Annotated in this window: 19 protein-coding genes; 6 read left to right on the forward strand and 13 right to left on the reverse strand. The window is 71.6% G+C overall.

Features of this window, described 5'->3' with window-relative positions:
* Entirely contained in the window at window positions 1-360 is a 360-nt protein-coding gene (locus ACGFI7_RS31330; RefSeq protein ID WP_393410854.1) for a VOC family protein, read from the reverse strand.
* A gap of 109 nt (window positions 361-469) precedes the next feature.
* On the opposite strand from ACGFI7_RS31330, the gene ACGFI7_RS31335 reads away from it, so the two are divergent.
* The gene (locus ACGFI7_RS31335; protein ID WP_393410856.1) at window positions 470-1,135 is read left to right on the forward strand and encodes an NUDIX domain-containing protein; all 666 of its coding nucleotides are present in this window, start codon (window positions 470-472) and stop codon (window positions 1,133-1,135) included.
* Window positions 1,136-1,195: 60 nt separating this feature from the next.
* Window positions 1,196-2,260, forward strand: coding sequence for a histidinol-phosphate transaminase (gene hisC, locus ACGFI7_RS31340; RefSeq protein WP_393410858.1), 1,065 nt, complete (start codon window positions 1,196-1,198; stop codon window positions 2,258-2,260).
* Here hisC and ACGFI7_RS31345 read toward each other — a convergent pair.
* From ACGFI7_RS31345 to purD, 5 genes are all read right to left on the reverse strand, one after another.
* The gene (locus ACGFI7_RS31345) at window positions 2,244-3,194 is read right to left on the reverse strand and encodes an EamA family transporter (RefSeq protein ID WP_393410860.1); all 951 of its coding nucleotides are present in this window, start codon (window positions 3,192-3,194) and stop codon (window positions 2,244-2,246) included. The genes hisC and ACGFI7_RS31345 overlap by 17 nt on opposite strands.
* A gap of 283 nt (window positions 3,195-3,477) precedes the next feature.
* Window positions 3,478-4,767 carry a GTP cyclohydrolase IIa gene (locus tag ACGFI7_RS31350; RefSeq protein WP_393410862.1) on the reverse strand — a complete coding sequence of 430 codons (1,290 nt, stop codon included), beginning with the start codon at window positions 4,765-4,767 and terminating at the stop codon, window positions 3,478-3,480.
* Between the two features lie 201 nt (window positions 4,768-4,968).
* On the reverse strand, window positions 4,969-6,234 hold the full coding sequence (murA, locus tag ACGFI7_RS31355) for a UDP-N-acetylglucosamine 1-carboxyvinyltransferase (RefSeq protein ID WP_393410864.1): 1,266 nt from the start codon (window positions 6,232-6,234) through the stop codon (window positions 4,969-4,971).
* Window positions 6,235-6,313: 79 nt separating this feature from the next.
* On the reverse strand, window positions 6,314-7,150 hold the full coding sequence (locus ACGFI7_RS31360) for a phosphoribosylaminoimidazolesuccinocarboxamide synthase (protein ID WP_393410866.1): 837 nt from the start codon (window positions 7,148-7,150) through the stop codon (window positions 6,314-6,316).
* Complete coding sequence (gene purD / locus ACGFI7_RS31365) at window positions 7,147-8,361, reverse strand: phosphoribosylamine--glycine ligase (protein WP_393410868.1); 1,215 nt, start codon at window positions 8,359-8,361, stop codon at window positions 7,147-7,149. The genes ACGFI7_RS31360 and purD overlap by 4 nt, the downstream gene beginning before the upstream one ends.
* 924 nt (window positions 8,362-9,285) lie before the next feature.
* Between purD and corA the strand changes: the two genes are divergently transcribed.
* The gene (gene corA / locus ACGFI7_RS31370) at window positions 9,286-10,296 is read left to right on the forward strand and encodes a magnesium/cobalt transporter CorA (protein WP_393410870.1); all 1,011 of its coding nucleotides are present in this window, start codon (window positions 9,286-9,288) and stop codon (window positions 10,294-10,296) included.
* Window positions 10,297-10,367: 71 nt separating this feature from the next.
* Here corA and ACGFI7_RS31375 read toward each other — a convergent pair whose 3' ends face one another.
* Window positions 10,368-11,273: a glycerophosphodiester phosphodiesterase family protein gene (locus tag ACGFI7_RS31375; RefSeq protein WP_393410872.1), complete on the reverse strand. Its 906-nt coding sequence runs from the start codon at window positions 11,271-11,273 to the stop codon at window positions 10,368-10,370.
* 75 nt (window positions 11,274-11,348) lie between these two features.
* Window positions 11,349-11,765: a GNAT family N-acetyltransferase gene (locus ACGFI7_RS31380; protein ID WP_393410874.1), complete on the reverse strand. Its 417-nt coding sequence runs from the start codon at window positions 11,763-11,765 to the stop codon at window positions 11,349-11,351.
* Window positions 11,766-11,850: 85 nt separating this feature from the next.
* Here ACGFI7_RS31380 and ACGFI7_RS31385 point away from each other — a divergent pair, with 85 nt between their 5' ends.
* Window positions 11,851-12,501, forward strand: a complete 651-nt coding sequence (locus ACGFI7_RS31385) for a GNAT family N-acetyltransferase (RefSeq protein ID WP_393410876.1) — start codon at window positions 11,851-11,853, stop codon at window positions 12,499-12,501.
* Here the strand turns inward: ACGFI7_RS31385 and ACGFI7_RS31390 are convergent, their stop codons facing one another.
* The 4 genes from ACGFI7_RS31390 to fbaA all read right to left on the reverse strand — a co-directional run bounded on the left by ACGFI7_RS31390 (window position 12,502) and on the right by fbaA (window position 16,233).
* Entirely contained in the window at window positions 12,502-13,146 is a 645-nt protein-coding gene (locus tag ACGFI7_RS31390; RefSeq protein WP_393410878.1) for a DUF4328 domain-containing protein, read from the reverse strand.
* 236 nt (window positions 13,147-13,382) lie between these two features.
* Window positions 13,383-14,666 (reverse strand): adenylosuccinate synthase, encoded by a 1,284-nt coding sequence (locus ACGFI7_RS31395; protein ID WP_393410880.1) that lies wholly within the window; start codon window positions 14,664-14,666, stop codon window positions 13,383-13,385.
* A 99-nt stretch (window positions 14,667-14,765) separates the two neighbouring features.
* Complete coding sequence (locus ACGFI7_RS31400) at window positions 14,766-15,176, reverse strand: DUF3151 domain-containing protein (protein ID WP_393410882.1); 411 nt, start codon at window positions 15,174-15,176, stop codon at window positions 14,766-14,768.
* 34 nt (window positions 15,177-15,210) lie between these two features.
* Complete coding sequence (gene fbaA / locus ACGFI7_RS31405; protein WP_393410884.1) at window positions 15,211-16,233, reverse strand: class II fructose-bisphosphate aldolase; 1,023 nt, start codon at window positions 16,231-16,233, stop codon at window positions 15,211-15,213.
* 152 nt (window positions 16,234-16,385) lie between these two features.
* On the opposite strand from fbaA, the gene ACGFI7_RS31410 reads away from it, so the two are divergent.
* Window positions 16,386-16,805, forward strand: coding sequence for a hypothetical protein (locus tag ACGFI7_RS31410; protein WP_393410886.1), 420 nt, complete (start codon window positions 16,386-16,388; stop codon window positions 16,803-16,805).
* Here ACGFI7_RS31410 and pyrE read toward each other — a convergent pair.
* Complete coding sequence (gene pyrE / locus ACGFI7_RS31415; RefSeq protein WP_393410888.1) at window positions 16,780-17,313, reverse strand: orotate phosphoribosyltransferase; 534 nt, start codon at window positions 17,311-17,313, stop codon at window positions 16,780-16,782. The two genes, ACGFI7_RS31410 and pyrE, sit on opposite strands and share 26 nt — an antisense overlap.
* 109 nt (window positions 17,314-17,422) lie before the next feature.
* Between pyrE and ACGFI7_RS31420 the strand changes: the two genes are divergently transcribed.
* Window positions 17,423-20,497 carry a zf-HC2 domain-containing protein gene (locus ACGFI7_RS31420; protein WP_393410890.1) on the forward strand — a complete coding sequence of 1,025 codons (3,075 nt, stop codon included), beginning with the start codon at window positions 17,423-17,425 and terminating at the stop codon, window positions 20,495-20,497.
* Window positions 20,498-20,502: the final 5 nt, after the last annotated feature.

Raw genomic sequence — 20,502 nt, forward strand, 5'->3', positions numbered from 1 at the left:
CTACAGCTGCTGGGTGAGGTTGACCTGGTTGCCGTCCGGGTCGGTGACGTGCGCGACCCGGTGGCCCCACGGCATGTCCTTGGCCGGGCCGAGCACCTTGCCCCCGGCGGGCTCCACCCGCGGCAGCAGGGCGTCGACGTCGGCCACGAACACGTTCACGGCGCTCGGGCCCTCCGCCTTGTGGTCGACCAGGGCGAGACCGGCCCGGCCGAGCCTGAGCTCGATCATGAACGGCCCGGTGCGGCCCGGCACCCGCAGGTGCTCCTCGGCCCCGAACAGCTCGACGTAGAAGGACTTCAACCGCTCGACGTCCGCGGTGCTCAGGACCGGCTGGACGGCGAACTCGTTTCGCGTGCTCATGCCTGTAGGGACCACGGCCGGCCCGGAAACTCGTCGCTCCGGCGCGAATCAGTTCATGCGGGACGGTCTGCTCGTCACCGGGCGGGGCCGCAGCGTGTAACGTGCCTGCATGGTCCCGCGCATTCCGGTCAGCGTCGACCTGGTCGTGCTCACGGTCCGTAACCAGGAGCTCAGCGCGCTCGTGTGGCGCAGGGACAACCCGCCCTTCCTGCGCCGCTGGTCGCTGTCCGGCGGGTTCATCCAGCTCGACGAGGACCTCCCGGCCGCGGCCCAGCGCATCCTGGCCGAGCGGGCGGGCCTGCCCGGCGCCCCCATCCACCTGGAGCAGCTCCAGACGTACGGCTACCCCGACCGCGACCCGCGCCAGCGCGTGCTCAGCGTCGCCTACCTCGGCATCGCCCCCGACCTGCCGGCCTCGGAGAAGGCGCACATGAGCTGGCAGGCGGTCGACTCGCTCGCCGTCATGGCCTTCGACCACCGCCGCATCATGCTCGACGGCGTCGAGCGGGCCAGGGCCAAGCTGGAGTACACCTCGCTGGGGGCCGCCTTCTGCCCGCCGGAGTTCACGGTCGCCGACCTGCGCAGGGTGTACGAGATCGTCTGGGGCCGCCCGCTCGACCCGCGCAACTTCCACCGCAAGGTCACCAAGGCGGAGGGCTTCCTGGTGGAGACCGGCGCGAGCACGACCCGCGACGGCGGCCGCCCCGCCAAGCTCTACCGCCGCGGCCCGGCCGAGCTGCTCCACCCGCCGATGCTCCGCTCGCTCAAGGAATGACCGTCCCGGTGAGCTGAGGGCCTGACGGTGACGCCGGGAAGCCTGGCCTATCGTATGGACATGCCTCGTTTCCGCCCGATTCTCGACACCATGCCGGCCTACAAGCCGGGCAAGGCCGTCATGACGCCCGACGGCCGCTCCTACAAGCTGTCGTCCAACGAGTCGCCCTACGAGCCGTTGCCGTCCGTCGTGGAGGCGATCGCCGAGGGGGCTCGGCTGATCCACCGCTATCCCGATCCGGGGGCGGTCAAGCTGACCGAGGCGATCGCGGAGCGGTTCGGGGTGCCGGCGGAGCACATCGCGCTGGGCGCCGGTTCGGTGACGGTGGCGCAGCAGTTGTTCGAGAGCATCGGCGACCCGGGCGCCGAGGTGGTCTACGCGTGGCGCTCGTTCGAGGCCTACCCTCTCCTCGCCGACCTGGCCGGGGTGACGTCCGTGCGGGTGCCGCTGGCAGGGGAGGACCACGACCTGGACGCCATGGCCGAGGCCATGACCGACCGGACCCGCATGGTGTTCGTGTGCAACCCCAACAACCCGACCGGCACCGCGATCCGCGAGCGGGAGCTGGTGGCGTTCCTCGACCGGGTGCCGCAGGACGTGCTGGTGGTGCTGGACGAGGCCTACCGGGAGTACGTCCGCGACGAGTCGGTGCCCGACGGCCTCACCCTCTATCGTGACCGGCCCAACGTGTGCGTGCTGCGCACGTTCTCCAAGGCGTACGGGCTCGCGGGGCTGCGCGTCGGCTATCTGATCGGGCAGGAGCCGGTGGCCGCCGCCGTGCGCAAGACGATCATCCCGTTCGCGGTCAACCAGCTCGCCCAGGTGGCCGCCCTCGCCTCGCTGGCGGCCGAGGACGAGCTGCTGGAGCGGGTGGAGCGGGTGGTCAAGGAGCGCACCCGGGTCCGCGAGTCGCTGATCGCCCAGGGCTGGGAGGTGCCGCCGACGGAGGCGAACTTCGTCTGGCTGCGGCTCGGCGAGGACACCATGGACTTCGCCGCGGCCTGCGCGGTGGAGGGCGTGGCCGTGCGGCCGTTCGCGGGCGAGGGCGCCCGGATCTCCATCGGAGACCCGGAGGCCAACGACGCCTTCCTCACCGCCGCGGCCGCCTTCAGGAAGTCGTCGTAGTCACCGGCTCGGCGGGCTCGGGGATCTTGGGGCGTCGCTTCCGCTCGGTCGACACGACCAGGGCGACGCCCACCAGGATCACCAGGCCGCCCAGCAGGATCTGAACGGTCACCTGCTCCTGCAGGACGAGCACGCCGAGGATCACCGCCACGACCGGGTTCACGTACGCGTACGTCGACACCAGCGAGATGGGCGCGTTGCCCAGCAGCCACGTGTAGGCGGTGAAGCCGACCAGCGAGCCGACCAGGATCAGGTAGACGAGCGCGGCCCAGGACCGGCCCGAGACGGCCGCGAGGTCGAGCCGCTCGCCCGACACGGCGCCCACGAGGATCATGCCGAGGCCGCCGGCCACCATCTCGACGGTGCTGGCCGCGAACGTGTTGGCCGGCATCGCGATCCGCGCCGACAGGAACGAGCCGACGGACCAGGACGCGGCGGCGAGCAGGATGACCACGATCCCGGTCGTGCTGCCGCTCACGCCGCCGCCGCTCAGCGAGACCGCCGCCACGCCGCCGAACCCGACCAGCACCCCGGCCAGCGTGAGCACCTGAGGCCGGTCCCGTACCGCGATCCTGAACACCACCAGCCAGAGCGGCACGGACGCGACGAGCAGCGCGGCGAGGCCGGTGGAGATGTGCTGCTCCGCGACGGCGACCATGCCGTTGCCGCCGGTCAGGAGCAGCAGGCCGACGAGCGCCGCGCCGAAGAACTCGCGGCGCGTCATCCGGAAGACGCCGGGGCCCCGCTTGACCATCAGGAACGCGCCGAGCAGGAGGGCGGCGGAGATGAAGCGCAGGGCGCCGCTCAGCATGGGGGGCAGGGTCTCGATGGCGATGGCGATGCCCAGGTAGGTGGAGCCCCAGACCACGTAGACGATGCCCAGCGCCACCCAGACAAGCAGGGAAGTCCGTTTGCCAGGTGTGTCAGCTGTCATGACTCATGACAATAGTGCCCAGGACCGACAGAACGCGCGCGAGTATCAGACGCTGAGATGAGGCTGGGGGCGGGAAGCCGCAGTCGACGGGGGCCCCTGAAACGGTTGGCGCCCCCGTCCGAATCCCATCGATCGGGGGCGACGAAATTCATACCCGCCTCTCGCCGCCCCAACCGCGAATTGACGGGAAGTCAACCCAGGGTCCGTAAAGCCGTGGCCAGGATCGCGCGGGCGGCCCGCCGCCGTCGGAAGGGAAGGCGGACGGCGGGCCCGTCGGCGGCCGTCAGCGGGGCCCCAGCTTCTCCACGATCAGGCGGTAGAGCTGGCGCGGCCGGCCCGGCTGCGGTGTGCGGTTCGGCGGCAGCGGCCACGCGAGTCCCTCGTCAACCAGCGTGCGCAGCAGCCGCCGCGCCGTCCGCGGCGTCACCCCCAGCATCTTGCCGGCGCCCTCCGCGTCGACCACGGTGTCGCCGCCCTCCAGCTTGGCGGCCAGCCGCGACAGCACCTCCACGCCCTTCGGCTTGAGCGCGGCCGTGCCGGTCGGCGGCATCCGCGGAGCCGGGATGAGCGCCCGGCCCTCGCGGTCCACGGCGAACCCCTGCGCCTGCTTGCCCGCCTGGGTGCGCGCCAGCGCGGCCCGAGCGTGCGACTCGGCGTCGTGGGTGGTGCGTCCCATGCCCACGCCCACCTCGACCGCCAGACCCAGCTCGTCGCGGATCCTGGCGGCGAACGGCAGCACCCGGAACCCGTCGGTGGCGGCCGCGACCGAGCCCCTGGTGGCGGTCACCAGATAGCTGTGGTCGTCGATGGGCCAGACGTTGGCGTTGATCCGGTTGGCCTCCTGGACGAGCAGCCGGTGCAGCGACAGCCGCAGCTCGTCGCGCCAGTAGCGGGGGGCCGCCCGGCGCACCGGCTCGCGCAGCGTCGGCACCTCGACCAGCACGACCGTGAGCTGCGACTCCTCCAGCCTGTGGTGCGCGCCCAGCAGCGCCGCCGTGTGCAGGGCCGTGCGGATGGCCGCCGACGTCGGCCTGATCCTGATGGCCGGCACCCCGGCCGCCTGCAGCCGCTCGGCCACGGCGGGCAGGCACGTCAGCGCCCCCGTTGTCGTCCCTTGGCGGGCGAGCCGCTCGTGGTAGGCGGCGATCGTGCCGGTCGCGCCCGGCTCGTCGCGGCTGTGCACGTCCGCCGCCGGGATGCCCAGATCGGTGTACGCCTCCTCGACATCGGCCCGGCTCACCACGTCCACGCTCACCCGCTGCGGGTCGAAGCGCGGATCGAGCGCGGCCTTGGCCAGCGCCGCGATCAACGCCGCCCCGCCGACCTGCACGTAGGTGGCGGGCATGGTCAACACGCCGGAACGCCTGGCCAGGTCGTAGGGCACCGGGCTGGCGAACAGGCAGGCGTCCACGCCGGGACCGAGCCGTGTCACCTTGTCGGGCGCCTCCTGCTCGTCACGATAGGCGGCGGCCACCAGACGGCACGGAAGCGGCGCTGCGGCGTGACCCATCAGCATGACCCGCTCGACCAGGTCATGAGGTCCGACCACGCCAATGGTGAGATCCGGTGTCATAGCGCCCGCGCGTGACACTCGGGAAGTTTCTTCCGCCCTCTCGACCAATGTTCGTCCCATCCTGCGATCCGTTGCAGTGCTCTCTTTTGGAACGATCGCTCGCGGGGGCCGTAATGTCACGCCCGACTTTTCCGGAAAGACGTTCTGGTTGACCGCCCGAGAAGGTATCTCAGCAGCTCAACGGGGGATTCTCAAGTCTTTTCAGGTTTCAGAAATCTCTCGTGTAATGTCCGCGCCGAGCGCGCGCATTCGCGGCGCGAGATGTGCGTGTCCGCGATCGATGAGGTATCCGGAGTCGATGACGGTCTCGCCTTTGGCGGCCAGTCCGGCGAGCACCAGCGCTATACCCGAACGCAGATCGTGAGCGGTTACGTGAGTTCCCGTCAACGGCGTCGCGCCGCGCACGATCGCCCGGCTGCCCTCGACCTCCACGTTGGCGCCCATCTTGTTGAGCTCGGCGGCCAGCGCGAAGCGGCCGTCGAAGATGCGCTCGTGGATGTAGCTCGTGCCGCCCGCCAGCGCGGCCACCGTCATCATCGGCGACTGCAGGTCGGTGGCGAAGCCGGGGTAGGTGTCGGTGATGATGTTGATCGGCCGCAGCGGCCGGTCGCAGCGCACCTGCAGCACCGCGCCCTGCCGGGCGAAGTCGACGCCCATCTGCTCCAGCTTGTAGCGCACCACGCCCAGGTCGAGGCCGGTGCCGACGAGGCTCACCTCGCCCTGCGTGATGGCCGCCGCCATGGCGAACACGCCCGCGTCGAGCCGGTCGGGCATCACGGTGTGCTCGACGGCGTGCAGCTCCTCCACGCCCTCGACGGTGATGAAGCCGGTGCCGCCGCCGCTGATCCGCGCCCCCATCTTGGTGAGCATGTCGATCACGTCGAGGACCTCGGGCTCCAGCGCCGCGTTCTCGATGACCGTGGTGCCCTTGGCCAGGGCGGCGGCCATGATGAGGTTCTCGGTGCCGGTGTGGGAGGGGGTGTCGAGATAGAGGGTGGCGCCGGTCAGGCCCGAGGCCTTGACGTGGATGACGGTCTCGCCCTCGTCGACCACCGCGCCCAGGCGCTTGTAGCCGAGATAGTGGAAGTCGAGGTTGCGGCTGCCGAGGTTGCAGCCGCCGACCCCCTCCACGATCGCCTCGCCCAGCCGGTGGAGCAGGGCGGGGGTGAACAGCACCGAGCCCCTGAACCTGCGGGCGATCTCGGCGGGCAGCACCGGGCTGGTCAGCCGGGAGGCGTCGATGACCAGCGTGCGCTCGGACTCGTGCAGCTCGACGTACGCGCCCACGGCCTCCGCGAGCTCGACGGCGCGGCGCACGTCCTCGATGATCGGCACGTTGCGCAGGACGGTGCGGCCCTCGGCCGTGAGGAGCGCCGCACCGATCATGGGCAGCACGGCGTTCTTGGCGCCCTGGATGAAAGCGGTTCCATGCAGGGAGTTGCCACCGCGCACGCGGTAACGGACCATTCGGGCGGCTCCTTGACAGTTTCAACGTGAGGCTCGGCCCGGCCAACAGTAGCCGGTAACACCCCTTGACCCTGCCGAATCATCCTGTAAAGGCAACCCCGGTGATGCGCTCATAAGCTTCTCGGTATCGCTGGGCTGTTCGCTCCACCACGGCGTCAGGCAGACGCGGTGGGGGAGTTCCGGAGTTTTTGTCCCATCCGGATTCCGGCGAAGTAAGCCAATCGCGGACATATTGCTTGTCGAAGGACGGCTGTGAACGGCCCGGCTCCCATGGGTCGGCCGGCCAGAATCGCGAGGAATCGGGGGTGAGCACCTCGTCGCCCAGCGTCAGCACGCCGTCGGAGTCGCGGCCGAGCTCGATCTTGGTGTCGGCGACGATGATGCCCCGCTCCCGGGCGATCTCCGCGCCCCGCGTGTAGACCGCGAGCGTGATGCGGCGCAGCTCCGCCGCCGTCTCCTCGCCGACCTCCGCGACCACGCGCTCGTACGGGATCGGCTCGTCGTGCTGCCCCACGGGCGCCTTCGTGGACGGCGTGAAGATCGGCTCGGGCAGCCGCGACCCGTCCTCCAGGCCCGGCGGCAGCGCGACGCCCGACACCGCACCGGTGGCGCGGTATTCGCTCAGCCCGCCGCCGGTCAGGTAGCCCCTGGCCACGCACTCGATCGGGACCATCTCCAGCGGCTTCACCAGCACGCTGCGCGCGTCGGGCCCGCGGGACACCACATGGTCGGGCACCACGTCGCGCAACTGGCCGAACCACCACAGCGAGAGCTGGGTCAGGATCGCGCCCTTGCCGGGGATCTCCGGCTCCAGCACATGGTCGAAGGCCGAGATCCGGTCGGAGGCCACCATCAGCAGCAGGCCCTCGTCCGTCTCGTACAGGTCGCGGACCTTGCCGGAGTGGAGGTGCTTCATCGGGCGATGTCCGTCCGGTAGTGAGCGCCGCGCATCCGGATCCGCCCGGCCAGCTCGTAGGCGTGCCGGCGGGCGCTCTCCTGGTCGGGGCCGGTGCCGACGACGTTGAGCACCCGGCCGCCGGCGGAGACCAGCTCGCCGTCGGCCAGCGTCGTGCCCGCGTGCAGCACGTAGGCGTCGTCCGTGGGCTCCACACCGGTGATCGCGTCGCCCTTGACCGGGGCGACGGGGTAGCCCTCGGCGGCCACCACCACCGTCACCGCCGAACCCGGCCTGAACACCGGGTCAGGACCCAGCTCACCCGTCGCGCACGCCATCAGCAGCCCGCCCAGCGGCGTCTCCAGCCGGTCGAGCACCACCTGCGTCTCCGGGTCGCCGAACCGGGCGTTGAACTCCACCACCTTCGGCCCCTTGGCGGTCAGCGCCAGCCCCACGTAGAGCACCCCCTGGTAGGGCATCCCGCGCCGGCCCAGCTCCGCGATCGTCGGGTGCACGACCTCCCGCATCACCTGCTCGGTCAGGCCCTCGGGGACCCACGGCAGCGGGGTGTAGGCGCCCATCCCGCCCGTGTTGGGGCCCGCGTCGCCGTCGTAGGCCCGCTTGAAGTCCTGAGCCGGCTGGAGCGCCACCGCCGTGCTGCCGTCGCAGAGCGCGAACAGCGACACCTCCGGCCCGTCGAGATACTCCTCGATCACCACCCGGCCGCACGCCCGCGCGTGCCGCAACGCCGCCTCCCGGTCGTCGGTGACCACGACCCCCTTGCCGGCCGCCAGCCCGTCGTCCTTGACCACGTACGGGGCGCCGAACTCGGCGCACGCCGCCTCGGCCGCGTCGGCGGCCTCGCACACCCGCGCCTCCGCCGTCGGCACCCCCGCGGCCCGCATGATCTCCTTGGCGAACGCCTTGGACCCCTCGATCATGGCCGCCTGCCGGGACGGGCCGAAACAGGCGATGCCCGCCTCCCGCACCGCGTCGGCCACCCCCGCGACCAGCGGCGCCTCCGGCCCCACGACCACGAGATCCACCCCCAGCCGCTTCGCCAGCCCGGCGACCGCCCCCGGATCGACCGGATCGACGGGATGCAGCTCGGCGACCTGCCCGATGCCGGGATTGCCCGGCGCGCAATGCACCTCGGCGACCTGCGGATCCAGCCCTAGCGAACGGCAGAGGGCGTGCTCCCGCCCTCCGGAACCAATAACGAGTACGCGCACCCGCCCATTCTCGCAGCCCCGCCCCCCTCCCACCCCCCAACCCCCAACCCCACCCTTCCCACCCCCACAACCCTGACCATCGGGGATGCCCCCACAGCGAGTCCCCGACCCCGGACGGCCCGGCGGCCTTCCCCCGGCCCCCGCGACCTTCCCGGGCCTCGCGACCTTTCCCGGCCTCGCGACCCCCGCGCCTTCGCTCCCCTCTCGGGTTCCTCCCGTATCCCGGACCCCTCGCTTGCCTCCGACCCCCTCGCCCCCGGGCCTCCTTGTCCTCCTCCGCGCCCCTTGCCATCGGACGGGGCGCGGCGAGGCCCTCGGACCTCTCGCCATCCTCCACAACCCCGGCCATCGGACGGCGGTGGCGCGTCCTCGGACCCTCGCCCTTCCTCCGCGAGCCCTCCGGTTCTCGGCCGGGTGCCGTAGAGGAGACCCGCAGGTGACCGGGGCCCATCGTCGGACGGGGAGCATCAGGCCGAAGGGAGGGCGGGGATTGGAGGGGGCCGGCAGGGGCAGAAGCAGGCTGCGAGTACATGCCGGAAGAGTTCTGCATTCTTTGGCAGCTTCCACCAGATCCGGCGGCCGCTCGACGAGTACAGTCAAGTGCGTTCCCCCGCCCGTGGTAAATTGGGGCGGCTTTATGGTGTCTCGTGTGATTGGAGGTGGTCCGGGATGAATCCTGGTGATCCCAGCAGTACGTGCTCGCCCACGTACATGTCGTCCTCCCCTGACCACTCCAATCCGGCAGCCTGATCGTGCCTCCACGCATTCGTGAGTAAGAGGTGATGTCGCATCACGCGTGGAGCGTGCCAGGTCGGGCGGAAAGGGACTGCCATGCGCTCGTCCACGCTTTTCCGTCGCATCAACCGTCACCCCGTTCAGCCGCACCCGTCGCGTCAGCGTCACTCGTTGCTGAATGAGGCGTGTGTGCCACCTGTCGACTCCATCGTGGAGTACGCCGCGTACGTCGAGGGCGAGAAGACCCGGGCCGCGGGCATCGTCGAGTCACTGGAGCTGGTCCGCCGGCACAACAGGAACACCGAGGGCGCCAAGGCGTTCGTCTGGGTGGGCCTGCACGAGCCGGCCGCACCGGAGGTCGAGTGGCTGGCCGAGGTCTTCGGACTCCATCCGCTCGCCGTCGAGGACGCCGTCAAGGCGCACCAGCGCCCCAAGGTGGAGCGTTACGGCGACTCGCTGTTCATGGTGCTGAAGACGATCGCCTACCTCGACAACGCCGAGCCGGCCGGTGAGATCATCGCCACCGGTGAGATCATGATCTTCCTCGGCCCCGACTTCGTGGTCACCGTCCGCCATGGCGAGCACTGCCCGCTGACGGAGGTGCGCGAGCGCATCGAGGACGGCGCCGACCTGCTGGCGCGCGGTCCCGCGGGCGTGCTGCACGCGATCGCCGACCACGTCGTCGACCGCTACCTCCAGGTCGCCGACCTCATGCAGCTGGAGCTGGAGGACGTCGAGGCGACGGTGTTCGCGGACGTCAGCTCCCGTGACATCAACCGGATCTACCAGCTCAAGCGCGAGATGCTCGACCTGAAGCGGGCGGTCACGCCGCTGCAGGCGCCGCTGGCCGCGCTGCCGCAGCGGCGGGTGATCCCGTCGGAGATGCGCGAGTACTTCCGCGACGTCGGCGACCACCTGTCGCGGGTGTGCGAGCAGGTGGAGTCGTCCAACGAGCTGTGCAGCTCCATCCTCCAGGCGGCGCTGGCCCGCTCGAACGCGCTGGCCAACGAGGACATGCGCAAGATCTCGTCCTGGGTGGCCATCCTGGCGGTGCCGACGATGATCGCCGGGATCTACGGCATGAACTTCGACTTCATGCCGGAGACCCGCCAGGTGTGGGGCTACCCCGCCGTGCTGGCCGTGATGGTCACGGTGTGCGTGCTGCTGCACCGCGGCTTCCGCCGCAACGGCTGGCTCTGAACGGCCGCGACGGCTGGGCTGAACGGCCGCAGCGGCCGGCCCTGGAGGACGATCGGGCGGGAGGCGGGGGGCTAGACGCCGACCGGCTTGAGCGGCCCGACCGGCTCGGGCAGCTCGTGGCCGCGTTCGCGCCACAGCTCGCGCATCCGGTCGGGATAGTCGGTGACGATCCCGGAGACGCCGAGGTCGAGCATGCGCGCGCCGAGCGCGGGGTCGTTGACGGTCCAGACGGCGACGTCGAGCCCCGCCGCGGCGGCCTGGGCCATGAGCCGCTCGTCGACCATGACGTGCTCGGGGGAGAGCGTGGTGGCGCCGGCGGCGCGGGCGGCGGCGGGCACGTCGTCGCCGAGCGGGCCGTTCCAGTCGAGGGTGTCGAGCTCGATCAGCGCGAAGCGGCGGACGTCGGGCGCGAGCTCGGCCACCCGCGAGATGATCCGCCAGTCGAAGCTCAGGATCGCCGCGTTGTGCAGCCTGCCGTGCCGGTCGAGCTCGTCGAGCACCAGCTCGGCGAACTCCTCGGGGGCGGCCGACAGCGCGGGCCTGGTGGGGTCGGACTTCAGCTCGATGTGCAGGCGTACGCTCCCCGCCTGGTAGGCGTTGACCAGCCCCAGCACGGCCCCGAGCGTGGGCATGCGGGTGTCGGGCATCGCCACCTGGGTCAGCGCGAACGGGTCCTGCGGGTGGCGCGGGAAGCGCACCCCGACGTCGAGCGTGCGCAGTTGCGCGAGGGTGAGCGAGTTGATCGGTTTTCCGACGTACGGGAAAGCCGGGTCGTCCGGCGTGACCGGGCGCGTGTCGGCGCTCGTGACGGCGGAGACCGTGAGGTCGTGGGTCAGCACGAGCCGGCGGTCGGCGGTGAGCGCGACGTCGAACTCGAGCGCGTGCACGCCGAGCTCCATCGTCCGGCTCATGCCGGGCAGGGTGTTCTCCGGCCACAGGCCCCGCGCTCCCCGGTGACCATGTATCTCAACGCGCACACGGGGACCCTACCTGGCCGGGGCCGTCCTCAGGTGGTGCCACGCCGCGTCCTTTTTATACCGATTGCGGCATAGCTACCGCTGGTCGAACTCCCAGGTGTAGACGACCTGGTCCCATTCGGGCGCGCCGCCGGCGCTCTCGTACGTGGCCTGGGCCGGCTTGTCGTCCTCGCCGGTGGCCGTCCACAGCCCGTGGCAGCCCCGCTCGCGGGCCAGCCGGGCGAGCGCGGCGACCAGCGCGCGGCCGATGCCCTGCTGCCTGAAGCGGTCGTCGACGCCGAGCTCGTACAGGAACATCTCGGTGCCCTTGTCGGGGTGGGACATCTCGACGCCGGTCACCATCCCCGCGGGCGTGCCGTCCACGTAGGCGATGAGGAGGTGGTGTCCCTCTTCCGCGAGGAACTTGTCGGTGGCCGCGCGGTCGGGGGCCGCGTCGAAGAGATGGCCGGCCGCCTCGACGGCCTCGAACCGGGTGACGCGCCGAATGTCCATGAGGGGAGGGTAAGCAGCCGTTATCGCACGATGCACCCCGTTTTTTGGCTATAAATGCGACAAAATTGCAATAAGCTGAGCAACTATGACCAAGGCCCTCGAAACCACTCAGGTCGATATGGTGCGCGCCTGGGTGGACGGGTGGACGGTCTCGCGCGGCACCTCGGCGCCGGTGCCCGAGCCCTGGGGGCTCCGGGTGGACGTGGGACTGCCCGGCCACGCCGTCCGTCACGTCGTCCCGGCGCCGACGCCCGCTCTCGTCCAGCAGCTGACCTCCGCGATCACGGTGCCGGGCACCTGGCTCAAGCTCTGCGCCCCGGCCGAGCTGATCGCCCCCTACCTCCCGCCGCGCTGGACGATCGACTCTCCCGAGTACCTCATGACCGGCGCGCTCGCCGCCGAGGAGACCGCGGCGCCGGACGGGTACACGCTGGCCGTCACCACCAGGGCCGGGGTCACCGTCGCCCGCCTGCTGACCGACGCGGGGGAGATCGCCGCCCGCGGGCAGATCGCCGTCGTGGGCCGGGCGGCCGTGGTGGACCAGGTCGAGACCGCCGACGCGCACCGGCGCCGCGGCCTGGGCCGGGTCGTCATGAAGACGCTCGCCGCCACCGCCGTCTCCCGGGGCGCGGTCATGGGCGTGCTGGTGGCCACGCCGGTGGGCAGGAGCCTGTACGAGAGCCTCGGCTGGCAGGTGCGCTCACCCATGACGGCGGCCGTGCTGACCGCTCCCTGATCAGCTCCGGGCCCCGGCCCTGTACTCCTCCTGCGCGTTCGTGATCAGGAGGACCACGCCGATCGCCAGCACGGCCGCGATCAGCATCAGCGCGAGGCCGGCGACGTCCACCCGCGCCGCGTAGGCGACCCTGCCCAGGCCGTCGCCCCGGGAGAAGGCCTCGACCAGCACCCGCGCGACCACGGTCGCCACCAGGTTCCCGACCAGCCAGAACATCCACCAGGCGTCGATCAGCACCTGCCCCCGGCGCCCGCCGCCGGGCTGCGAGGCGTACCAGATGTCGTCCATCGCCTGCTTGGGGAACCAGAACGCGATGACCGGCACCAACCAGCCGGCGATCGCCCACGGCCTGCTCCGCCGGTGGCCGTACGGCGCGAGGATCTCGGCGTTCACCCTGACCCGGTAGAACCACGCCAGGAACGCCACGACGGCCACGAGATAGGCCAGGACCATCACCACGCCGGAGAAGGCGTGGACGAGATGGCTCCGGGCCAGCTCCGCCTCCGGCACGGCCCCGGCGTCGACGACCACCCGGTCGACCAGGTCCGCGTACCGGAGGTCGATCACGGCCGCGCCGACGGTGACGCCCGCGTCGAGCGCCAGAGCGGCCACGGCGACCATGGCGAGGCCGCGGACCGGGTACAACGCTGCCGGCTGAGGAGGGAGCCCGTACAAGGCTGGCGAAGGATGCATGGGGCGGTTCGTTCCGTCGTCGTCGGGGGTGCTCGTGGCGGCGCCGTCCCGCATCATGACGTGACGGTCGGATGCCCACAAGCGGGAGAAGCCGCTGGTCGCGAAATGTCCGCCGAATGCCCGGTCGGCTTCACGACGCGGACGAAAAACGCCCCACCTGGCGGGTGGGGCGTTCTCATGGCGGGTGATCAGATCAGCGAGCGGATCACCAGGGTCTGGTCGCGGCCGGGGCCCACGCCGATGGCGGAGATGGGCGCGCCGCTCATCTCCTCCAGCGCGCGCACGTACGCCTGCGCGTTCGTCGGCAGGTCCTCGAACGTCTTGGCGCCGGTGATGTCCTCCTGCCAGCCGGGCAGCTCCTCGTAGATCGGCTTGGCGTGGTGGAACTCCGTCTGCGTCATCGGGATCTCGTCGTGCCGAGTGCCGTCGACGTCGTACGCCACGCACACCGGGATCCGCTCCAGCCCCGACAGCACGTCCAGCTTGGTGAGGAAGAAGTCGGTGACGCCGTTGATCCGGGTCGCGTAGCGGGCGATCACCGCGTCGAACCAGCCGCAGCGCCGGTTGCGGCCGGTCGTGACGCCGTACTCGCCGCCCGTCTGGCGCAGCCACTCGCCCATCTCGTCCTCCAGCTCCGTGGGGAACGGGCCGGAGCCGACGCGGGTGGTGTAGGCCTTGAGGATGCCGATCACCCGGGTGAGCCGGTTCGGCGGGATGCCCGCGCCCGCGCACGCGCCGCCCGAGGTCGGCGAGGAGGAGGTGACGAACGGGTAGGTGCCGTGGTCGATGTCGAGGAGCGTGCCCTGACCGCCCTCCAGCAGCACGAACTTGTCCTCGTCCAGCGCCTTGCTCAGCACCAGCGAGGTGTCGGCGATGTGCGGCTTGAGCCGCTCGGCGTAGCCGAGATACTCCTCGACGACCGCCTCGGCCTCGATGCCGCGCCGGTTGTAGACCTTGGTGAGCACCTGGTTCTTCTCGCCCAGCGCCACCTCGATCTTCTTGGCCAGGATGCCCGGGTCGAGCAGGTCCTGCACCCGCACGCCGACCCGGTAGATCTTGTCGCCGTAGGCCGGGCCGATGCCGCGGCCGGTGGTGCCGATCTTGGCCTTGCCCAGGTAGCGCTCGGTCACCTTGTCGAGCGCCTTGTGGTGAGGCATGATCAGGTGCGCGTTGGCCGAGATCAGCAGCCGCTCCGCGGAGATGCCCCGCTCGGCCAGGCCGTCGATCTCACTCAGCAGCACTCCCGGGTCGATCACGACGCCGTTGCCGATCACCGGCACCACGTGTGGCGAGAGGATGCCCGTGGGCAGCAGGTGAAGTGCGTATTTCTGGTCGCCGATGACCACGGTGTGGCCAGCGTTGTTGCCACCCTGGTAACGGACGACGTAGTCGACGTCGCCACCGAGAAGGTCGGTGGCCTTGCCCTTGCCCTCATCGCCCCACTGGGCACCCACGAGAACGGCAGCCGGCATGGTGAAGTCTCCCGAACACAAAACGAAAACCCCTGGCGCAATCGCGACAGGGGCTCTTGCGTAGAGAGACTACCCGAGTACGGCTTATCGCCCCAAGAGCTACCCCTTGGTCAGCGCGTCATAGCCGGTCTCGGTGCTGTCCTTGAGGAACTGCAGGCACCGTTCGGCCTCGTCCTTCTCGCCGATGGCCTGGGCCGCCCGGCTCAACGCGTAGAGGCAACGCAGGAAGCCGCGGTTGGGCTCGTGCTCCCAGGGGATCGGCCCGTGCCCCTTCCAGCCGTTGCGGCGCAGGTGATCGAGACCGCGGTGGTAGCCCGTACGGGCGAAGGCATAGGAGGTGACGGCATGACCCTGCGCGAAGTACTCCTCCGCGAGCGACGCCCACGCCGCCGGGTAGGCGGGGAAGCGGGCGGCCACGTCGGAAGCCTTGACACCGGATTCGAGGGCCTCCCTGGCCTCGGGCGTGTCCGGCAGGTGAGTCGGGGGCGGCCCGGCGAGAAGGTTATCCATAGGACAAGTCATACCCGCCGGGCCGTCGCCGTGGCTAGGTGAGCTTCGTCCCGCTGCTCTTGAGGTGCTCGCACGCCTCGGTGACCCGGGCGGCCATGCCGGCCTCGGCCGACTTGCCCCAGGCACGCGGGTCGTAGGTCTTCTTCTGGCCGACGTCGCCGTCGACCTTCAGCACGCCGTCGTAGTTGCGGAACATGTGGTCGGCCACCGGCCGGGTGAAGGCGTACTGCGTGTCGGTGTCGATGTTCATCTTGACGACTCCGTACGAGATCGCCTCGTGGATCTCCTCGAGCAGCGAGCCGGAACCGCCGTGGAAGACCAGGTCGAACGGCTTGTCCTTGCCGAACTTGGCGCCCACCGCCTCCTGGATCTCCTTGAGCACGCCGGGCCGCAGCTTGACGTGGCCGGGCTTGTAGACGCCGTGGACGTTGCCGAACGTGGCGGCGAGCATGTAGCGGCCCTGGTCGCCGACGCCGACGGCCTCCGCGGTGGCCAGCGCGTCGCCGGTGGTGGTGTAGAGCTTCTCGTTCATCTCGCCGACGACGCCGTCTTCCTCGCCGCCGACCACGCCGATCTCCATCTCCATGACGATCCGGGCGCGGGCGCACTTGTCGAGGAGCTCCTTGGCGATCTCCAGGTTCTCCTCCAGCGGTACGGCGGAGCCGTCCCACATGTGGGACTGGAAGAGCGGGTCAAGGCCCTTGGACACCCGCTCCAGCGAGATGTCGACGAGCGGGCGCATGAAGCCGTCGAGCTTGTTCTTCGGGCAGTGGTCGGTGTGCAGCGCCACCGTGACCGGATACTTGGCCGCCACCACCCGGGCGTACTCGGCCAGCGCCGTCGCGCCGACCACCATGTCCTTGACCGTCGGGCCGGACAGGTATTCGGCGCCACCCGTGGACACCTGGATGATGCCGTCGCTCTCCGCTTCGGCGAAGCCGCGCAGCGCGGCGTTCAGCGTCTGGGAAGAGGTCACGTTGATCGCCGGGTAGGCGAACCCGCGTGCCTTGGCTCGATCGAGCATCTCGGCGTAGACCTCAGGAGTCGCGATGGGCATGAGTCATCTCCCTAGAAGTAACGGCTTCGCGCTGTTCAGTATCCCGGTCCCGTACCCATGGTGGTAGGGGCGACCCCCCGGGGGGTTCCAGGACCCCGCCGAGATCCGGAACTCATCGGGAAAGCCCGCTTACCATTGGATAGTCTCCTCGCGTGGGACGCCACAGGTCTGATCCGATGGGCCTCGCCCGCCTGGCGCTCGCCGTGCTGGCGGTAGGGGCTCTGGTGGTGCTGCTGGTCATCGGCGGGCGGGCGTTGCTCGACTCGCTCGACACCGGCGCCGCGGCGCCCGAGCGCCCGTCGTCGACCCCCACGGCCTCCGCGCCCGCGCCGACCGTGCGCATCGAGTGCCTGGCCGAGGTCTGCCCGCTCGTGACCGTACGCGTCCCCGGCGGAGACGTGCTCCAGCACCGCGACATGACCCGGGGCGAAGAGGTCAGCTATTTCGAGCCCGAGCTGGACGTGGTGCTCTCCGACGCCGGCACCGTACGCGTCACCGAGAACGGCCGCGTCCGGCCGGAGGGCGAGCCGGGGGAGCGCGAGGCGTTCACAGTCCAAGATCCTCAAGAGTGAACGCCGTGCGGTAGTCGAGGCCCTCCTCCGCCATCCTGGCGGCGGCGCCCCGGTCGACGATCGTGGCCACCGCGACCACCTCGGCGCCCTCCTCGCGCAGCGCCTCCACCGCGGTCATCGAGGACGAGCCGGTCGTCGAGGTGTCTTCCACCACCAGCACCCGGCGGCCCTTCACGTCGGGGCCCTCCACCCGGCGCTGCAGCCCGTGCACCTTCTGCGCCTTGCGCACCACGAACGCGTCCAGCGCCCGCCCGCGCGCGGCCGCGGCGTGCAGCATCGCGGCCGCCACCGGGTCGGCGCCGAGCGTGAGCCCGCCCACCGCGTCGTAGCCGAGGTCGGCCGTCAGGTCGAGCATCACGCTGCCGACCAGCGGGGCCGCCACGGCGTCGAGGGTGATCCGGCGCAGGTCGAGATAGAAGTCGGCCTCCCGCCCCGAGGAGAGCACCACCCGGCCGTGCACGACGGCCTTCTTCTTGATCTCGGCCAGCAGGCTGTCGCGGTCGCTCATGGCTTCAGCTTAGAGCCCGCCGTTCCCGGCAAAGAGGCGTGCTCGGTTTAGCCATGGGCCGGAGTGCGGAAAGACTCCACGGGCAACAGTTCGTAACTGTGAGGTCACTATGAGTGCCGAATCACCGCGGAGCGACGCACACCTCCTGCATGCGGTCAGAGGGGGTGATGCCCCGGCATACGGGCTGCTCCACGAGCGTCATGCCGGGGCCGCCCGCATTCTGGCCGGGCAGCTCGTGCGGGGCGAGGCGGAGATCGACGACGTCGTCGCCGAGGCGTTCACCCGCGTCCTCGACCACGTGGGCCGGGGCAGCGGGCCGGAGGCCGCCTTCCGCCCCTACCTGCTGGCCGTGGTCCGGCAGACCGTGCACGACCGCATCCGCGTGACGGCCGAGTTCGAGCTGTTCAACCCCGCGCTGCCCGCCGACCTGGTGACGTCCCGGCTGGAGGGCTCGCTGATCGCGCAGGCCTACCTGTCGCTGCCGGAGCGGTGGCGGGCGGTGCTCTGGCACACCGAGGTGGAGAACGCCCGCTCCGCCGACGTGGCGCCGCTGCTCGGGCTGTCGGCCAACGGGGTCTCCGCGCTGGCCTACCGGGCGCGCGAGGGGCTGCGGCAGTCCTACCTGCGGACCTACCTGACGGGCGGGCCGCCGCCCGAGTGCCGGGCAGTGATCGGCAAGCTGGGCGCCTACGTGCGCGGCGGGCTGACCCGGCGCGACACCCGGGTGGTCGACGAGCACGTACGCGACTGCCCCAACTGCCAGACCGTCCAGCGGGAGCTGACCGACGTCACCCGGGGGCTGCGCTCGGTCGTCGGGCCCCTGGTGCTGGGCGCCGCGGCCGCCGGTTACCTGGAGGCCGTGTCCCGGCCCGTCCCCGTGACGGTTCCCGGCCGGGTGCTCGGCTGGATGCGGCGCAGCTCGGCTCAGCAGATCATGGTCGCGGGCGGCGCCGTCATGGTGATGGCGGTGGCGGCGGCCTTCGCCGTGGTGTCCGGCCAGGACGTGGGGGTCCGGCCCACGGCGGCCGCCCAGCCCCGTTCCTCCGCCGACCACTACGACCACGTCGGCCCGTACGGGGAGAAGACCCCCGGCGGCACGGCCGCGCACGACGAGGCCCCCGCCGGCCCGAAGGCGGGCGGCACGAACGCCCAGCCCTCGCCCGCCGGCACCCCGAGCGAGGCCGGCACGCCGGGTGGTGTCGGCACGCCGGGTGGTGTCGGCGGCTCGGGGGAGACCGGCGCCCCTGGCAAGGACGGGACCGACGGCCGGGCGTACGCGACCGGTCCGCGCCACGGGAACCCCGGTCCTGGCGTCGCCACGGGGGAGCCCCCCGCCCTCGTCCCGCCCCAGCCCGACCGGCAGGTCACCGAATCCCCGTCGGCCGCCCCCCACCGCGAACGGGCGGGGTCGGGTGAGACAGCAAGGGAGGGCGCCCCATCGCCGGTGCGTGACAAGGAGAGGGCCGCCGGACGTGCCGAGCGCCGGGGCGGGCAGGCCCGGTTGCGGGCCTCCGTCGCGGTGATGGGTGCGTTGGTACGGGGCGAGCAGGGCATCGTGGCCCTGCGCGCCCGCAACACCGGCAAGACCCCGACCCGAGCCGTCTACGCGGCCATCGAACTGCCTCCCGGCGTCACCCTCGCCCCCACGACCACCCCGATCGCGAAAATCCCCTGGTCGGCCCCCAAGAAGCCCGGCGCGGTCCAGTGGGTCACCACCGACGACCGACAAGCCCCCACGAACAAGCAGCCCGAGCACCGAGACGCGGTGGCGCAGGCGGCCGGACACCAGATCCGCCCCGCACCCGGAGGGCGGGATGGGGTGCGGAGCGCGCCCGGCGAGAGGGACGCGGTGGCGCAGGCGGTCGGACACCAGACCCAGCGCGCACCCGGAGGGCGGGATGGGGTGCGGCGCGCGCCCGGCGAGCGGAACGCGATGCTGCCGGCGGCCGGACACCAGACGCACCGCGCATCCGGGGAGCGGGGGGCGGTGCGGCAGACGGCCGGACACCAAACCCAGCGCGCACCCGGGGAGCCGGGGGCGGTGCAGTGGGTGGCGGGGGAGAAGGGGCGGGGGGCTGTTCAGTGGACGGCGAGCCGGAGTGAGAGGCCGGCCGGTGGAGGGTGGCAGTGCAGGCCGGTGAAGGGCGGGGCTAGGTGTGCCAGGGAGCCGCTGGCGGCCGGTGAGGCGGCGTCGGTGTTCCTGCGGGTGCGGGTGGCGCCCGACGCGCCGGTCGGCGCGGGGCCGCGGCTGCGGGTCGAGGCGGGCGCGCTGCGGCTGAGCGGGCGGGCGGCGGCCGGGGTGCGTGAGTCGGGGGCGCCGGCCAGGTTCGCCGCGGACGGCGAGGTGACGGTCAGGGCGGTCGGGAACGGCCTGCTGACCTGCCCGGCCGAGCACGAAGGGTGCGCGGAGGCGAGGCGGCGCGACGGCGACCGGCGCGACGGCGACCTGTGGCGGCTGCGGCCCCTCGACGAGGACCGGTCGAAGCGGACCGACGCCTCCAGCGCCGCCAGGCTCACGCTGCCTACGGGCGGCCGCGTCCTGTGGGCGGGCCTCTACTGGTCGGCCACCGCCGACAAGGCCGGGCCGATCAGGCTGAAGCCGCCGGGCCGGGGCCGCTACGTGACCGTGCGGCCCAGCCGGGTCGCCTGGCAGGAGCTGCCCGACGGCCCCGCCTACCAGGCCTTCGCGGACGTCACCGGGCTGGCGGCGAGCAGGGCCAAGGACGGGTTGTGGTGGGCGGCGGACCCGCCGATGGGGGAGCCGGGCCACGCGGGCTGGAGTCTCGTGGTCGTCACCACCGACCCTGGCGCCCCGTACGGCAGCGTGCTCGTCCTGGACGACGCGCGGAGTGTCGGCAGCGACGCCCCGGCGCTGCGGCTGCCGCTCGACGGGCTGGAGCCCGGCGGGGCCGCCCGGATGGAGCTGGTCGCCTGGGAGGGCGACGCGGGTCTGCGCGGCGACCGGGTGTCGCTGGGTTCGGGTCCGCTCACGCCGGAGGGCGGCGACCGCGACCCGGACAACGTCTTCGACGGTTCGGCGAACGGCGCATCCGGCACGACGTTCGGTGTGGATGTGGATACCATCAGTCACACTCTGCCCGCCCGTCCCAGGCTGACGATCACGGGGAAGAGGGACGTGGTGCTGTTCGGGGTCGCGGCGGTGAGCGTGCGTCCGCGGTTGTGACGGCG

Origin of the sequence: Nonomuraea sp. NPDC048826 (assembly GCF_043198225.1) — a bacterium.
GTDB lineage: Bacteria > Actinomycetota > Actinomycetes > Streptosporangiales > Streptosporangiaceae > Nonomuraea.

Bases quoted from the DNA above. Each gene is read 5' to 3' on its own strand.
- ACGFI7_RS31330 (WP_393410854.1), bottom strand. From the start codon at position 360: ATGAGCACGCGAAACGAGTTCGCCGTCCAGCCGGTCCTGAGCACCGCG.
- ACGFI7_RS31335 (WP_393410856.1), top strand. From the start codon at position 470: ATGGTCCCGCGCATTCCGGTCAGCGTCGACCTGGTCGTGCTCACGGTC.
- hisC (WP_393410858.1), top strand. From the start codon at position 1,196: ATGCCTCGTTTCCGCCCGATTCTCGACACCATGCCGGCCTACAAGCCG.
- ACGFI7_RS31345 (WP_393410860.1), bottom strand. From the start codon at position 3,194: ATGACAGCTGACACACCTGGCAAACGGACTTCCCTGCTTGTCTGGGTG.
- ACGFI7_RS31350 (WP_393410862.1), bottom strand. From the start codon at position 4,767: ATGACACCGGATCTCACCATTGGCGTGGTCGGACCTCATGACCTGGTC.
- murA (WP_393410864.1), bottom strand. From the start codon at position 6,234: ATGGTCCGTTACCGCGTGCGCGGTGGCAACTCCCTGCATGGAACCGCT.
- ACGFI7_RS31360 (WP_393410866.1), bottom strand. From the start codon at position 7,150: ATGAAGCACCTCCACTCCGGCAAGGTCCGCGACCTGTACGAGACGGAC.
- ACGFI7_RS31380 (WP_393410874.1), bottom strand. From the start codon at position 11,765: ATGGACATTCGGCGCGTCACCCGGTTCGAGGCCGTCGAGGCGGCCGGC.
- ACGFI7_RS31385 (WP_393410876.1), top strand. From the start codon at position 11,851: ATGACCAAGGCCCTCGAAACCACTCAGGTCGATATGGTGCGCGCCTGG.
- ACGFI7_RS31395 (WP_393410880.1), bottom strand. From the start codon at position 14,666: ATGCCGGCTGCCGTTCTCGTGGGTGCCCAGTGGGGCGATGAGGGCAAG.
- ACGFI7_RS31400 (WP_393410882.1), bottom strand. From the start codon at position 15,176: ATGGATAACCTTCTCGCCGGGCCGCCCCCGACTCACCTGCCGGACACG.
- fbaA (WP_393410884.1), bottom strand. From the start codon at position 16,233: ATGCCCATCGCGACTCCTGAGGTCTACGCCGAGATGCTCGATCGAGCC.
- pyrE (WP_393410888.1), bottom strand. From the start codon at position 17,313: ATGAGCGACCGCGACAGCCTGCTGGCCGAGATCAAGAAGAAGGCCGTC.
- ACGFI7_RS31420 (WP_393410890.1), top strand. From the start codon at position 17,423: ATGAGTGCCGAATCACCGCGGAGCGACGCACACCTCCTGCATGCGGTC.